General features: G+C 65.3%; 11 protein-coding genes and 1 tRNA gene. 6 read left to right on the top strand and 6 right to left on the bottom strand.

Annotated features, from left to right (window positions below; translation table 11 throughout):
* Positions 1-33: 33 nt before the first annotated feature.
* On the bottom strand, positions 34-1,014 hold the full coding sequence (locus F8237_RS28845) for an NADPH:quinone oxidoreductase family protein (RefSeq protein WP_151649569.1): 981 nt from the start codon (positions 1,012-1,014) through the stop codon (positions 34-36).
* 56 nt (positions 1,015-1,070) lie between these two features.
* On the bottom strand, positions 1,071-3,128 hold the full coding sequence (locus F8237_RS28850) for an ATP-dependent helicase (RefSeq protein ID WP_151649570.1): 2,058 nt from the start codon (positions 3,126-3,128) through the stop codon (positions 1,071-1,073).
* Between the two features lie 128 nt (positions 3,129-3,256).
* Between F8237_RS28850 and F8237_RS28855 the strand changes: the two genes are divergently transcribed.
* Entirely contained in the window at positions 3,257-3,859 is a 603-nt protein-coding gene (locus tag F8237_RS28855) for a TMEM175 family protein (RefSeq protein WP_151649571.1), read from the top strand.
* A gap of 9 nt (positions 3,860-3,868) precedes the next feature.
* On the opposite strand, the gene F8237_RS28860 is transcribed toward F8237_RS28855, so the two are convergent.
* Positions 3,869-4,249 carry a YciI family protein gene (locus F8237_RS28860; protein ID WP_151649572.1) on the bottom strand — a complete coding sequence of 127 codons (381 nt, stop codon included), beginning with the start codon at positions 4,247-4,249 and terminating at the stop codon, positions 3,869-3,871.
* A 166-nt stretch (positions 4,250-4,415) separates the two neighbouring features.
* On the opposite strand from F8237_RS28860, the gene F8237_RS28865 reads away from it, so the two are divergent.
* The 5 genes from F8237_RS28865 (at position 4,416) to F8237_RS28885 (ending at position 6,593) form a co-directional block, all read left to right on the top strand.
* Positions 4,416-4,625: a hypothetical protein gene (locus tag F8237_RS28865; RefSeq protein ID WP_151649573.1), complete on the top strand. Its 210-nt coding sequence runs from the start codon at positions 4,416-4,418 to the stop codon at positions 4,623-4,625.
* A gap of 29 nt (positions 4,626-4,654) precedes the next feature.
* Positions 4,655-4,858, top strand: a complete 204-nt coding sequence (locus F8237_RS28870; protein WP_151649574.1) for a hypothetical protein — start codon at positions 4,655-4,657, stop codon at positions 4,856-4,858.
* Positions 4,859-5,229: 371 nt separating this feature from the next.
* Positions 5,230-5,303: transfer RNA gene (locus F8237_RS28875), tRNA-Gly, on the top strand.
* A gap of 272 nt (positions 5,304-5,575) precedes the next feature.
* The gene (locus F8237_RS28880; protein WP_151649575.1) at positions 5,576-6,025 is read left to right on the top strand and encodes a hypothetical protein; all 450 of its coding nucleotides are present in this window, start codon (positions 5,576-5,578) and stop codon (positions 6,023-6,025) included.
* Positions 6,026-6,035: 10 nt separating this feature from the next.
* Complete coding sequence (locus F8237_RS28885; RefSeq protein ID WP_151649576.1) at positions 6,036-6,593, top strand: hypothetical protein; 558 nt, start codon at positions 6,036-6,038, stop codon at positions 6,591-6,593.
* 294 nt (positions 6,594-6,887) lie between these two features.
* On the opposite strand, the gene F8237_RS28890 is transcribed toward F8237_RS28885, so the two are convergent.
* The 3 genes from F8237_RS28890 to F8237_RS28900 form a co-directional block, all read right to left on the bottom strand.
* Positions 6,888-8,309 (bottom strand): HlyD family type I secretion periplasmic adaptor subunit, encoded by a 1,422-nt coding sequence (locus F8237_RS28890; RefSeq protein WP_151649577.1) that lies wholly within the window; start codon positions 8,307-8,309, stop codon positions 6,888-6,890.
* Positions 8,296-10,482, bottom strand: a complete 2,187-nt coding sequence (locus F8237_RS28895; RefSeq protein ID WP_151649578.1) for a type I secretion system permease/ATPase — start codon at positions 10,480-10,482, stop codon at positions 8,296-8,298. Before F8237_RS28895 ends, F8237_RS28890 begins: the two co-directional genes overlap by 14 nt.
* Positions 10,483-10,708: 226 nt before the next feature.
* Positions 10,709-13,873: an AIDA repeat-containing protein gene (locus F8237_RS28900; protein WP_151649579.1), complete on the bottom strand. Its 3,165-nt coding sequence runs from the start codon at positions 13,871-13,873 to the stop codon at positions 10,709-10,711.
* Positions 13,874-14,269: the final 396 nt, after the last annotated feature.

The following is a 14,269-nucleotide window of genomic DNA, read 5'->3' on the forward strand; positions in this document are numbered from 1 at the left end:
GCCCGGCTGCGCAGGGCCGGTTGCCGAGGCTCGCTAGGACGAGATCCGCACGACCATCTTGCCGAGCGCGGAGCGCGTTTGCATCGTCTTGAATGCGTCGCGAAAGTCTTCCAGTGCGAAGACGCGGCCGACCGCGGGCTTCAGCCCGCCATCGGCGAGCCATCCGGTCAATTGCGACATGAGGCGCTTCTGAATGTCAGGCTCGCGCACGGGAATTTGCGCGAGGTCGACGCCGAGCAGGGCACCGCCCTTGAGCAGCGGCAGATTGAACGGCAGTGCGGGAATGGCGCCGGCGGCAAAGCCGACCACGAGATGGCGTCCGCGCCAGGCGATGGACCGAAACGCCTGCACCGAGATTTCGCCGCCGACCGGATCGAAGATCACGTCGGCGCCATGTCCTCCCGTCAGCTCCTTGAGCTCGTCGCGCCAGCCGGCTTGCGTGTAGTCGATCACCGCGTCGGCGCCGTGCGCCCGTGCGAACGCGCGCTTCTCCTCTGTCGATGCCGCCGCGATCACGCGGGCGCCGAGCAGCTTGCCGATCTGCACGGCCGCGGTCCCGGTGCCGCCGGCCGCGCCCAACACGAGCAACTGTTCCCCCGCGACGATCATGGCGCGCGCGCTCAGTGCGTAGAGCGCAGTGAGATAATTGGCGCGGAACGAAGCGGCGACCTCGGGCGCAACGCCATCCGGCAGCAGGTGGAGTGCTGCGGGCTTGACGACGATCTCTTCGGCGAGCGCGCCCGAGCGCGTCATGCCCATCACGCGCGTGCCGGGCCGATAGCCTGCCGGCTCGCCCGGAGCCTCCGCCACGACGCCCGCGAACTCCGTTCCGGGAATGAAGGGCAGGGGATCCTTGGTTTGATAGAGACCCTGGATCTTCAGGCCATCGACAAATCCGATCCCCGCCGCTTCAACCCGAATGCGCAACTGTCCGGGCTCGATCCGCGGAGACGGAACGTCCTTCAGCGCGATCTGATCGATGGGGGCGTATTGCTCGACGACGACGGCTTTCATGGCGGACCTCTGCGGTTCCGGTTATTCTGACAGGCCCCGACAGCAGTCTCTTGTGTCTACCGCCACATCCCCCGCATCCGCGCGCCGATGTCGACCTTCGGCCCCTGTGCCCCCGTGCGGGCAGCGCCCGCGGCGGCCTTCGGCCAGGCGGTGCGCTCGAACAGATAGACGAGGGATTCCGGGATGAAGCGTGTGCGCGAGGCGTAGACGTGGCGGTCGCCCTTGGCGGCCTGGCCGTGGACGAAGAAGCGCTGGGGAACGACGAGGTGCAGATCGTCCTTGGCCCGCGTCATCGCGACATAGAGCAGGCGCCGCTCCTCCTCGAGCTCGGCGCTGGTGCCGGCGCCGAGGTCGGACGGCATGCAGCCGTCGACGACGTTGAGCACGAACACCGACTTCCACTCCTGGCCCTTGGCGGAATGGATGGTCGAGAGGATCAGATAATCCTCGTCGCGCAGCGGCGGCCCGGACTTGTCGCTGGTCGCATCCGGCGGATCGAGCGTGAGCTCGGTCAGGAATTTCTCGCGCGAGGGATAGCCGCTCGCGATCTGCTCGAGCTGCATCAGGTCGGCGCGGCGCGTCTCGGACTCCTCGTGGATGCGGTCGAGATGCGGTTCATACCAGAGCCGCACGCGCTCGAGATCAACAGGCCATTCCGAATAGCGCAGGTTCTCGACGGTGCGAACGAAGTCGGTCCAGTCGGCGCCGGTGCGCGCGGGCACCGGGAGCCGGCCGAGCGCGGCCAGCGGATCGGTGCTCTCCGCCATCTGGTCGAGCACGCGCTGCGCGGTCGCGGGGCCGACGCCCGGCAACAGATGCAGGATGCGGAAGCCGGCGACGCGGTCGCGCGGATTTTCGGCAAAGCGCAGCAGGGCCAGCACGTCCTTGACGTGCGCGGCGTCGAGGAATTTCAGCCCGCCGAACTTCACGAAGGGAATGTTGCGGCGGGTCAGCTCGATCTCCAGCGGCCCCGAATGCGAGGACGTCCGGAACAGCACCGCCTGGTGCTTGAGCAGCGCGCCTTGCTCGCGGTTGGCCAGCACCTCCTCGACGATGTAGCGGGCCTGGTCGGCCTCGTCGTGCACGGTGACGAGCTGCGGCTTTTGCGACCCGGTGCGGTCGGTCCAGAGGTTCTTGGTGAAGCGCTCGCGGGCAAGGCCGATGACGCCGTTGGCCGCCGCCAGCACGGGTTGCGTCGAGCGGTAATTGCGGTCGAGTGTGATCATCTCGGCCCGTGGCGAGAAGCTTTGCGGGAAGTCCAGGATGTTGCGGACGGTGGCGGCGCGGAACGAGTAGATCGACTGCGCGTCGTCGCCGACCACGGTGAGCCCGCGGCCGTCGGGCTTGAGCGCCAGCAGGATCGAGGATTGCAGGCGGTTGGTGTCCTGATATTCGTCGACCAGTACGTGATCGAAGCGGCCGCCGATTTCCTCGGCGATCAGCGCATCGCTCATCATCTGCGACCAGTAGAGCAGGAGGTCGTCGTAATCGAGCACGTGCTGGGCCTGCTTGGCTTCGACATAGGCCGCGAACAGGCCCTTCAGCTCGGCGGCCCAGCTGGCGCACCAGGGATAGTGCGCCCCGAGTACTTTCTCGATCTCCATCTCGGCATTGACGCAGCGCGAGTAGATCGACAGGCAGGTGCCCTTGGCCGGAAAGCGACTCTCGGTCTTCGACAGGCCGCGCTCGTGCCGGACCAGGTTCATCAGGTCGGCGGAATCCTCGCGGTCATGGATGGTGAAGGCGGGATCGACGCCGATGCGCTCGGCATATTCGCGGAGCAGCCGCGCGCCGATGCCGTGGAAGGTGCCGGCCCAGGTGAGGGCATCGCGCATGATCGCGGCGTTGTTCTCGCCGAGCACCTTTCGGGAGATGCGCTCGACCCGGCCGGCCATCTCGCCCGCCGCGCGGCGGGAGAACGTCATCAGCAGGATGCGGCGCGGATCGCTGCCGGCGACGATCAGGTGCGCGACGCGGTGGGCCAGCGTGTTGGTCTTGCCGGAGCCGGCGCCGGCAATGACGAGCAGGGGGGCGCCCACGGTCGCGCCATCGGCCACGCCATGCTCGACGGCGCGGCGCTGCTCCGCATTGAGCGTATCCAGATATGTCGCCACGAATCGCCCCGGTGAAACGGTGAGACTCGGCGATCTGGTCGCGAATCGCAATGTGGCTGGACGGAACCGGTGTTAAGACCTAGGGACAAGATGGCCCCAAGTTCCAGCCCGAAAAGCGCACACAAGGCATGACCGAACCCAAGCCCGAGTCCAAGCCCGAGCAGTTCGAGATGCGGCGGCTGGAGTCGCTCAGCAACACCATCTTCGGCGTTGCCATGACGCTACTCGCTTACGACCTGCCGAAGGCGGCGGTGTTCACCGGCGCGCCTGACTGGAACGATCTGGCCCGGGTCTATTCGGGCAAGCTGATCGGCTTCGCGCTCAGCTTCATCATCGCCGGGGTGTTCTGGATCAGCCATCACCGGCGACTGGCGCGGCAGCCGGTGGGCAGCCGCGGTGCGGTGATGCTCAATTTGTTTTTCCTGCTGTCGATCGTGCTGCTGCCTGTCACCAACGGCCTCTACACCAACTATCCCATGAGCAGCGCGGTTGCCGTGCTCTACGGCGTGCATCTGAGCGCGATCGCGGCCCTCAACGCCTGGCTCTGGTGGAGGATATTGGGCGGCTGGGGCCATGAGATCATGGCCTCGCTGTTTCCGCTGCTCGTGTTCATTCCGGGCACGATCGTGGCGGCATTTGCGCCGCATGTCGCGCCCTTCCTGTGGTTCATCGCCTTCGGCGGGCTGCTGATCCAGCGATTCTACAAGGCGCGGACAGGGCCGGCCACGTGAGGCCGATGCTCAGCCTCGTGTCGTACCGAACCCGTCGGCCGGCACGAAAAGCTTGACCGGACGGATTTCGTAGACCGCCGACGGGTTGACCTCGCGCAGCTTGCGTGCCGCCGCAATCGCCTCTTCCTCCGTGTCGTAGTTCACGAGGTGGAAGCCCAGAAGCTGCTCCTTGGTCTCGGCGAATGGGCCGTCCAGCACCATGCCGGCGCCAGGACCGCGCAGTGTCTTGGCCTTTTGGGTGTCATCCAGGCGGGCGGCCGGGCCGAAGTGTCCGCTTGCCCGCATGGGCGCCTGAGCCTCGATGACCTTGGCGACAACGGCAGCGTCTTGCTCCGGCGTCCAGGCCAGGAGCTCGTCTTCCACGTGATAGGCCAGGATGGCGTAGAGCATCGTCACCTCGGTTGCTTATGAGTTCGCTGTCCGAAGGACGTATCACCGCGGCCGAATCCGACAAGCCCGTCGACGAAAATATTGCGTCGCGACGCGCGTGACGAAACCGTCCTGAAACCCGATTACGGCCTTGCGGCGTGAACGCTGCCCAAAGCCGAGGCGACTGATGGCCACCAAGAACACTTCGGAGGCGGCCATGTCGACCATCAAGATCATCTGCGACGCGCGTCGGACGGGACAATCGGACGCCGCGGATCTGCACGACCAGAGCGGCCACCACCGTTATTACGGCAGCTCGGCCGAGAACGGCGGCGAGCGCATCGTCGAAAGCCGCCGCGGCAAGCGCCCGCGCGCGCCGAACGTCTGCGGCTTCTGAAGCCTCGCTCTTTGAGACAGCTTGCGACCATGAATGTTCTGCAGATATCGATCGCCGCGATGCCGTTCCTGCTCTCGCTCGTGAGCAGGTCCAGCAAGGCGATCGTGCCATGCCTGGTTGTGGGCATCTTCACCGTGCTGCTCGGCGATGCGCCGCCCCGCGCCGCCATGGCCTGGTGCATCGGCATCCTGATCGCCGCCGTCGCGGTGCGCGAGCGGCTCCGGGCGATCTGAGCCGGACCGCCGCCCCCTCCCAACCAGGACCAAAAGAAAAGGCGCGGCGGGGAGAACCCCGTCGCGCCCGATTTCTTGCTCGCTGGTCCAGGGCTGAGAGCGCCCCGATGCCAAGCCCTTCTCAGAACTTAGCGGGCGATCCCAGCGAGGTGACAGCGCTTGGTAAGAGACACTGGATCACCTCCTTTCGTTGGTTGCGGAAGATCACAATATAGGCCGGGAGCCCGCCGCTGTTAAGGGGAGGGTGGCAGCGGGTGGAACCGGCCCTGTGCACAAGGGACGGAAAGCGGCCCCGGGGCCGCATTTAGGGCGATAAAGCCACAGCTGGGGCAGTTGAGACCGCCGCCCGGCCGTGTTAGGGAGCCGGTGATGCGGGTGTAGCTCAATGGTAGAGCAGCAGCCTTCCAAGCTGAATACGAGGGTTCGATTCCCTTCACCCGCTCCAGTCGATCATCGGTGAGCAGTTAGAGCTTTGGCCTCTCCGAATTGACGGCGCCCGCGACGGCGAGGCTGGACTTTCAGATTGTTGTCGTGCGGTTGACTGATCTAAGGTTGCGATTGTAGGAATCGCCTAAATGTTATTTAATGTCCTCAAGGCGCTCTTGTTTTAGTCGATCCAAGGGCAGATTTTAAGCTGTCCTTGAGATGGTGCGTCTAAGACCGAAGCTGGTTTTGGGGCATCTTCATTGATCGGCGATGGGTTCCATGGCGCACCGAATGCCGGTTCAGCTGATCGAAAAGACGAAACTCCGCTCAAGCGTTTGGCTCACGTTCTGGGATGGAAAAGCTCGGGCGCAGCTTTCGATCCAGGTGAACGGCGACGCCCCAGAGTATGATGTTGGAGATGTATTCGCTCTTGATCGTGAGCCAATAGGCTCGAAGGTTGAGTTGACGCCGATCAGCGGACACATCGACGAGGATCTTTTACTGATACCGCGCAAGTCCTCGAGGCGCTCTCCAAAGCTCGGTTCACACGTGAGGAAAAGTCCGTTGGGTGGTTTCACCTTTACGGAGGAAGAGCGCAGAGTGCACATCGGGCTTCGAGATCAGGATCGCCCAAATCTGAAAGTCAAATCGGTGAGATCGGTCGCCAAGTCCACCGAGCGCGAAATCAAGAAGAAGTCAGATGCGCGGACACTGCCCATCCACGGCACGATCGTAAAATAAGAGTCCTTAGATGGGGACGGTGCTGGCCGTTCCCTATGTTCCATCGGGGGAAGCGATTGAGTCCCTGGCGAGTCTGCCAAGGGACGCGCTCTTGTCGACCGTTGCGGTCAATGTCGATGGTCATCTGCTGTCGATGAACTATCCGCAACTCCAACCTGGCGATGTGTTCCTCTTCGACGGCGGTAAGCCCGATCCGCTGCTGCCCAGAGCCATTCCGCGATTTCAGGCTCGCATCTTCGGTGATGAGGCCAACGTCATTAAGTGGCGTCATGTCGGGATATTGGACCGAAATTTCCAGGTTTGGGACGCGATGCCGAGTCTGAATGTTCGCGCAAGACCGTTGCGCGAAGTATTGGTCGATGTCGGTCGCATCTGCGTAGTTCGCCCCAAAAAACCGATCGATCCCGATAGACTCAGCGAGGGCCTCCTCGAATTTTCGCGTGGCCAGTACAGGATCTTCACCTCCGATACCGCCGGCGAATTGGTGAAAAGGCTTCTTGTTCGTTTGCCGGTCAAGGAAAGAAGCAGCTCAAAGCAAGAAGACAGGTGCCAAACCCGAATTTTGTAATCTGCTCGACCTTCGTCACGTATGTCCTGCGCTATACGACAGGCTTCAACTTCTTGAAGCATTGTGCGGTGCAGGTGCCCGCCGACTTTGCCGCTGACAAGGACTTTGCGTTCTTGGAGCTGGAGTGGTGTCGGCTTGATCTTCAGCCGCCAGTGCAGCCCTCCACAATACCCCCGCCGCCACCAAGTGAGATTGGTGAACTGCCATCTTGATGGCTCGCTTGCGTGAGGTTTTGCCGAAGGGGCGACTTCACACTGTCCGCTTGCAAACGCCGCCAATCGGATGCGAGGAGCATCACCGCTCCCGCAAACTCTCCTGCCCATACCGGATCAGCGGCGATATCACATAGCTGATGATCTTCCGTGTCCCGGTCTTGATCTCCACCGTGACGGCCATGCCGGGCGCGAGATTGACCGTGCGGCCGTCGATGTCCATTTGCGAGCGGTCGAGCGAGACGCGGGCGGAGTAGACCAGCTCCTGGCCCTTGGGCTCGCTGGAGGCGGTGTCGGTGCCGGCGGGGGGATCGCCGGGCTTTTCCGGCGGCTTCTGGCGGACGATGGCGTCCTGGGAGACGCTGAGCACCTTGCCGCTGCGCAGGCCGTAGCGGGTGAAGCTGAAAGTGTCGACCTTGATCGCGGCTTCCTCGCCGGGCTGGACGAAGCCGATGTCCTTGTTGGAGATCATTGCCTCGATCTCGAGGCCGCCGCTGGTCGGCACCACCACCATCAGCGTCTGCGCCGGTGTCACGACGCCGCCGACCGAGTGAACGGCGAGCTGCTGGACGATGCCGTCCTCCTGCGCGGCGAGGCGGAGCAGGCTGGTGCGCTGCTCGGCCTTGACGATGTCCTGGCGCAGGCCCGCCGCCTTCTGCTCGACCTTGGCGAGCTCGTCGAACAGGCCGCGCTGGTATTCCGCCTCGGTGCGCCGCAGCGTCTCCTCGATGCCGCCGACGGCCGCATCGGCCTCGGCATAGTGGCTCTTCTGGACCAATAACTCCTGCTGTTGCGCGACCAGATCCTGCGTCTCCGTCAAATATTGCAGCTTCGAGCCGAACTCGCGGTCGACGAGATATTTTCGGACGTCGACCCGCTGCTGCATGATCGGGATCAGCGCGCTGATCTTGCCGATCGTCGCCTCGGTGGTCGATCGCTCCGCCTTCTTCTGCGTACCCTGCCATTCGAGCGAGGTGATCTTCGAGGCCTGCTCGGCGGCCTGCGAGGCCAGGAAGCGCTTTGCCGTTCGGATCTGCTCGGTGGTCGCGCGCGTGGGCGCGATGAACTTGGAGGGATCGCCGCCGGCCAGCGCAGCGTGCAGGCGCGCGATGTCGAGCTCGCTCGCGAGCAGGTCGCTCTGGAGATGGCCGAGCTCGGCCTGGCTCATGGTCGGATCGAGCTCGATCAGCAGGTCGCCCGCCTTGACGCGCTGGCCGTCCTGCACGTGGATGGCGCGCACCACCGCGGTCTCGAACGGCTGGATCACCTTGGTGCGGCCGTCGGGCACGATCTTGCCGGTCGCGGTCGCGATGATGTCGACGGTGCCGATGCTGGCCCAGACCAGCGCGATCAGGAACACCGCGGAGATGGACGCGGAAATGGTGCGTCCGATCGGGGAGGGCGGGGTCTCCACGATCTCGAGCGCGGCGGGAAGGAACGCCAGCTCGTCGCGCGTGCGCGTCGGGCTGCGCAGCGAGGCCATCATTGCCTTAGCCGACTTCATGGATGCCTGCCTGGACACGGTGCAGCGTGGCGTAGCGGCCGCCGCTGCGGATCAGCTGGTCGTGCGAGCCGTCCTCGACGATGCGGCCGCGCTCCACGGTGATGATGCGGTCGGCTGCGCGCACGGTCGAGAGACGGTGGGCGATGATCAGCACGGTGCGGCCCGCGGTGATCTCGCGCATGTTCTGCTGGATCACGCGCTCGCTCTCATAGTCGAGCGCGGATGTCGCCTCGTCGAAGATCAGGACGCGCGGATTGGTCGTCAGCGCCCGCGCGATCGCGATGCGCTGGCGCTGGCCGCCGGAGAGCGTGCTGCCGCGCTCGCCGATCACGGTATCGTAGCCGTCCTGGAGCTCGAGGATGAACTCGTGCGCACCGGCGAGCTTGGCCGCTGCCACCACGCGCTCCATCGGCAGCGCCGGGTCGGCCAGCGCGATGTTGTCGCGCACCGAGCGGTTGAACAGCATGCTCTCCTGCAGCACGACGCCGACCTGTCGCCGCAGCCAGGTGGGATCGACGGCGGCAAGATCGTTGCCGTCGACCAGCACGCGGCCGCTCTCCGGCAGATAGAGCCGCTGGATCAGCTTGCCGAGCGTGCTCTTGCCGGAGCCGGAGGTGCCGACGATGCCGACGATCTGGCCGGCCGGAATCTTCAGGGTGATGTCGTTCAGGATCTGCGGCCCGTCGATGCGATAGCGGAAGCCGACATGCTCGAAGGTGATGTCGCCGCGGATGGCGGGCAGCGCCGCACGCCCGGGACGGTGGCTCGGCTCGGGCGTGGTGTTGAGGATGTCGCCGAGCCGCTCGACCGACAGCCGGGCCTGGTGGAAATCCTGCCAGAGCTGCGCGAGCCGCAGCACCGGGGCGGTGACGCGGCCCGACAGCATGTTGAAGGCGACGAGCTCGCCGACCGTGAGGTTGCCGTCGATCACCAGCTTGGCGCCGAAATAGAGCAGCAGCGCCATGTTGATCTTGCTGACGAACTGCACCGCCTGGCTCGCAACATTGCCGAGATTGACGACGCGGAAGCTCGAGGCGACGTAGCCGGCGAGCTGCTCCTCCCAGCGCTTCTGCATCTGCGGCTCGACCGCCATCGCCTTCAGCGCTTCGACGCCGGTGACGCTCTCGACCAGAAACGACTGGTTCTCCGCGCCGCGCTTGAACTTCTCGTCGAGACGGTGGCGGAACAGCGGCGTGGCGCCGGCCGAGATCACGATGTAGAGCGGGAACGAGGCCAGCACGATCGCGGTCAGCAGCGGCGAGTAGAACGCCATCAGGCCGAGGAAGACGAAGGTGAAGAACAGGTCGATCACCAGCGTCAGCGCCGAACCGGTGATGAAATTGCGCAGGTTCTCCAGCTCCCGCACCCGCGCCACGGTGTCGCCGACCCGGCGCGCCTGGAAGTAGGACAGCGGCAGCGCCAGCAGGTGGTGGAACAGCCGCGCGCCGAGCTCGACGTCGATGCGGTTTGTGGTGTGCGAGAACAGATAGGTGCGAAGCGCGCCGAGCACGACCTCGAAGATCGAGATCGCGACGATGCCGGCGACCAGCACATCGAGCGTGCCGAGGCTGCGGTGCACCAGCACCTTGTCGATCACCACCTGGAAGAACAGCGGCGAGACCAGCGCGAAGATCTGCAGGAAGAACGAGGCGAGCAGGACTTCGCCGAGCAGGCCGCGATAGCGGTTTATCGCGCCCATGAACCAGGTGATGTCGAAGCGCCGCGACAGATCGGCAAGACCGGCGCGCCTGGTCATCAGGAGGATGCGGCCGTCCCAGATCACCTCGAACTGAGCCTTGGTCAGCATCTGCGGGCGCGGCGAGCCCGGATATTGCACGATGGCCTTGCCGTCGCCGGCCTTGCCCAGGATCAGGAATCCGCCGTCGCGCAAGGGGACGATGGCCGGCAGCGGGGTCTTGTCGAGCCGGTCCCAACTCGTCTTCACCACGCGGGACTTGATGTTGAACTGCCGGGTACAGCGCAGCATCTCGGTGACGCCGATTTCGGTGACGCCGAGCTGATGGCGGAGCTGCTCCGGTTCGGCGGGGATGCCGAGGAACTGGAGCATCATGACGAGCGCAGTGAGGCCGGGATCGGCCGGCGGCTTCGGAACGGCCTGGACCGGCGGCTCCTTTGCAGCGGCATCCCGCGAGATGGTCTCGTTCACGCTCATCGGCAGCACATTTCCGCGGGTCGGGTCCGGACGATCTCACGGACGGGTGTCCCGCCGGACGGCAGGGCGGCCGATAGCTAACGCGGCTATGTTACGGTTTGATAACTATGTCAGATCGCTCACATAACGCCCGGGTTTGGCGGTCTGCGGCGCCATCGCAGGCTTTGCGCACCGGGGCGAACCCCGGTGCGCAAGTCTGGTTTGGGCAAGATCAGCCCTGTCCGGCTCAGCCCTGGCTCGCCAGCGTGGGCTGCTGCTGCGTGGTGTCCGGAGACACGAGGCTGCTCTCGGTGCCGGCATCCGGAACGATGCTCGCCGACTGCTGCACCAGCAGCGACAGCGAGATCGCGGTGCCGCCATGGCCGTCGTCGATCACGTTGAGCTCGGTGCCGGACTGCACGCCCGCGAACTGATAGGCAACACTGCCCGAGTTCGTGGCGAGCGTCAGGGTCGAACCGTCGAAGGTGAACGAGGAGACCGAAGTGTTGAGCAGGTCGATCGAGTCACCGATTTCGAAGTTCGACACCGTGCCGGTGAGACCGGCGGCGTTGTCGAGCGTCAGCGTCGCGGCCGCGCCGGCGAAGTCGACGCCGTTCTGGACGCCGCCCGCAAGCACGTGCTCGACGCCGCCGGCCAGATGCGTGCCGGTGGCCGAGCCCGTAACGTCGAGCTCGCCGCCGTTCAGCGTCGTGTTCGAGGCCGTGCCCGCAACCCAGGCGAAGCCGCCGTCGATGGTCGAACCGGCAGCCGAACCGCCGGCGTCGACATAGAGCAGGCCGCCCGCGTTGACCGTGGTCGCGGTCACCGCACCGCCCGTGCCCACATAGGCGTTGCCGCCGCTCTGGATCACGGTCTGGTCGGCGGTGGCGCCGTCCAGCACCTGCTGCGAGCCCGAGAGGTTCGTGCCGGTCACCGAGCCGTGGAAGACGTCCTGGAAGGCGCCTGCCTCGACCGTCGAGCCCGACGCGCTGCCGCCATTGTAGACGTGCTGAGCGCCGCCGTTCTTGACCGTCACGTTGGTCGCAACGCCGCCGGTCTGCGCGTGACCGCCTTCGACCGAGCCGCCGTTCGTCGAGCCGTTGACGAACTGGAAGCCGCCGTTGATGACGGTGTCATCCGCGCTCGCGCCGGTGTCGACGTACTGGAGGCCGCCGGTGTTGATCACCGTGCCCGCCGTGTGGCCGCCGTCGCCGACATACTGGTAGCCGCCGTTCTCGACGAGGGTGTCGATCGCGGTGCCGCCCGCGAGCACTTGCTGCTGGCCGGCGAGAGTGGTGCCGGTGACGGTCGCGTTCGTGTAGACGTCCTGGTAGCCGCCTGCTGCAACCGTCGTGCCGGTGGCGCTGCCACCGAAATAGACGTGCTGCACGCCGCCGGACTTGACGTCCGTGTCGTTGGCGGTGCCGTAGTCGAACTGCACGCCGCCGTTGAGGACGTCGGTGTGCTCAGTGGTCGCGCCGGTCAGGACGTCGACGACGCCGCCATTGCCGATCGTGATCTGGCCGGCGACGTTGCCGCCGGTGACGACATCGAGGGTGCCGTCGCCGAGCACGACATAGCCCTGCGAGGTCGTCGTCGCCGAGGTCACCGAAACCGTGCTGGTCGAGACCAGCGTCGGCGCCGCGAAGACGGTCGAGGTGCCGGCATTGCCGGCCGCATCGGCGGTCTTGGCGGTCAGGTTGTTGGCGCCTTCCACCAGGGTCACGCCGGCAAGGCTCCAGGAGCCATCGGCGCCGGCCGTGGCGGTGCCGACCAGGGTTGCACCGTCATAGACCGAGACCAGAAGACCGGCTTCGGTGGTGCCGCTCACCGTCACGGTGGGCAGGTTGCCGGTGTCGAGCGTCACGCCGGTGACGCCGACCGCCGGGGCAACCGTGTCGACGGTCACGTTGATCGCGGCGGCGGCATCGCTGACCGCGCCGGTGGTGTCGGTGACCTTGGCCGTGATGGCGTGGGCCGCGTTGCCGAGCACGCCGGTCTGGATGTCGATGTAACCGCGGGCGATGTCGGCGAGCGAGAGCGTCACGGCGGTGCCGAGCGCGGTCTGGCCGTCGAACAGCTGCACGACGTCGCCGGCAAAATTGCTGCCGGTCGCGATGCGGACCGTCAGGTTGGTGTCGTTGGTGCTGGCACCGCTGACGAGCACGCCGGCATTCGGCGAGACGTCGTCGGTGACCGAGACGATGGTCGGCGCGGTCGGGGCGTTCGACAGGTTGAAGACCTGCGCGGTGATGCCGTAGGAGGAGGTGTCGCCGAGCGTCTGGCTGAAGTCCTGCCAGGAGACGACGAAGCCGCCATTGGCGAGCGCCGCGACGGTCGGATAGTACTGATAGCTGTTGGTTTGCGAGTTGACGATGTACTCGCCGCCGATCTTGCCGCCGGCCGCATCATAGACCTGCGCCTTGATGGCGGAGCCGCTGCCGTCGGCGGTGCCTTCGTCCGACCAGGCCACGACGAAGCCGCCGCTGGTCAGCGCGGTGATGCTGGAAAAGCCCTGATTTCCGCTGGTCTGGGTGTTGACCTGGAATTCCGAGCCGACCTTGACGCCGCCGGCTGTGAAAACCTGCGCACGGATTTCGCCGCTGGTGTCCTCGAAGCTGATGATGAAATTGCCGTTGGCAAGACCGGTCACACCGGCAACCATGCGGTTGTTGTAGAATGCGGTGTCGACGGTGAATTCCGAGCCGACCTTGCTGGCGCCGCTCGCGGTCGGATGGAACACCTGGCCGCGGACTTCCCAATTGCCGGTGCGGAAGTCGTTCCAGGTCACGACGAAGTCGCCATTGCCGAGTGTGGCGATCGAGGCGCGCTCCTGATCGTAGACGCTGGCGGAGTTGACGAGGAATTCGGATCCGACCTTGGCGCCGCTCGCGTCATAGACCTGCGCCTTGACGTCGGGAGCCGACGAGCCCTGGTTGGTCCAGGCGACCACGAAGCCGCCATTGGGCAGGCCGGTGATGGCCGGAGTGTTCTGGTTGTTGGCGGTGACGGAGTTGATCAGGAACTCGCCGCCGACCGGAGCGCCGTTGGCGCCGTAGATCTGCGCCTTGATGTCGCCGCTGGTGGAGTTCTGGTCCTGCCAGGAAACGACGAAGCCGCCATTGGACAGACCGGTCACGACCGGAGTGGCCTGCGAGCCGGTGGTCTGGGTGTTGACCAGGAATTCGCCGCCAACCTTGCTGCCGTCGGCGGCATAGAGCTGGGCCTTGACCGCGGAGCCGCTGGTGTCGCCGAGCGTGCTGCTGCCGCTGCCGTTATAGCCGGCGAGACCGTCCTGCCAGGTGACGACGAAGCCGCCATTGGAAAGACCGGTGACGGAGGGATACCACTGGCCGCCGGTCGTCTGGCTATTGACCTGAAATTCGTTACCTATTTTTACGACGGTGGTCATAACATAACCTCAAGTGATGCTGAATGAGCGCTGAAAGGGCGGATTCCGCTTCGCCACCGCGACCTGCAGCGGCGTGAACCGAACCTGCATGGGCTCTAAACGATCTGTTTATGATGTTTTATGATACATTTTTGCGCGGCGTGCGGCATTTTGTCCGGAGTAATGTTATATCAGTGATATGAAGCGGTTCGGCCGGCGCAGCTACGACGCGTGCTTCGGTTGACATGCAATCGCGCGCTCTGCGCGCCTTCCGTCCAGGCAGGCGTGAGCGGCGTTATCATTGCTGCGGACAGGCCGGTCCGTACGTTGCCGCGCGACCTGCTGCTTTCGTAGTCTGGTGGTAGAGGGGGCGGGGCTTTCGCCCGAAGGTCCTGACCGGAGCCTGGCTCTGACGGC

This window comes from Bradyrhizobium betae, from assembly GCF_008932115.1.
Lineage (GTDB): Bacteria > Pseudomonadota > Alphaproteobacteria > Rhizobiales > Xanthobacteraceae > Bradyrhizobium > Bradyrhizobium betae.

What these genes read in the sequence shown, in the direction of transcription:
- F8237_RS28845 (WP_151649569.1), bottom strand. Translation starts at nt 1,014, where the DNA reads ATGAAAGCCGTCGTCGTCGAGCAATACGCCCCCATCGATCAGATCGCG.
- F8237_RS28855 (WP_151649571.1), top strand. Translation starts at nt 3,257, where the DNA reads ATGACCGAACCCAAGCCCGAGTCCAAGCCCGAGCAGTTCGAGATGCGG.
- F8237_RS28860 (WP_151649572.1), bottom strand. Translation starts at nt 4,249, where the DNA reads ATGCTCTACGCCATCCTGGCCTATCACGTGGAAGACGAGCTCCTGGCC.
- F8237_RS28865 (WP_151649573.1), top strand. Translation starts at nt 4,416, where the DNA reads ATGGCCACCAAGAACACTTCGGAGGCGGCCATGTCGACCATCAAGATC.
- F8237_RS28870 (WP_151649574.1), top strand. Translation starts at nt 4,655, where the DNA reads ATGAATGTTCTGCAGATATCGATCGCCGCGATGCCGTTCCTGCTCTCG.
- F8237_RS28880 (WP_151649575.1), top strand. Translation starts at nt 5,576, where the DNA reads ATGCCGGTTCAGCTGATCGAAAAGACGAAACTCCGCTCAAGCGTTTGG.
- F8237_RS28885 (WP_151649576.1), top strand. Translation starts at nt 6,036, where the DNA reads ATGGGGACGGTGCTGGCCGTTCCCTATGTTCCATCGGGGGAAGCGATT.
- F8237_RS28890 (WP_151649577.1), bottom strand. Translation starts at nt 8,309, where the DNA reads ATGAAGTCGGCTAAGGCAATGATGGCCTCGCTGCGCAGCCCGACGCGC.
- F8237_RS28895 (WP_151649578.1), bottom strand. Translation starts at nt 10,482, where the DNA reads ATGAGCGTGAACGAGACCATCTCGCGGGATGCCGCTGCAAAGGAGCCG.
- F8237_RS28900 (WP_151649579.1), bottom strand. Translation starts at nt 13,873, where the DNA reads ATGACCACCGTCGTAAAAATAGGTAACGAATTTCAGGTCAATAGCCAG.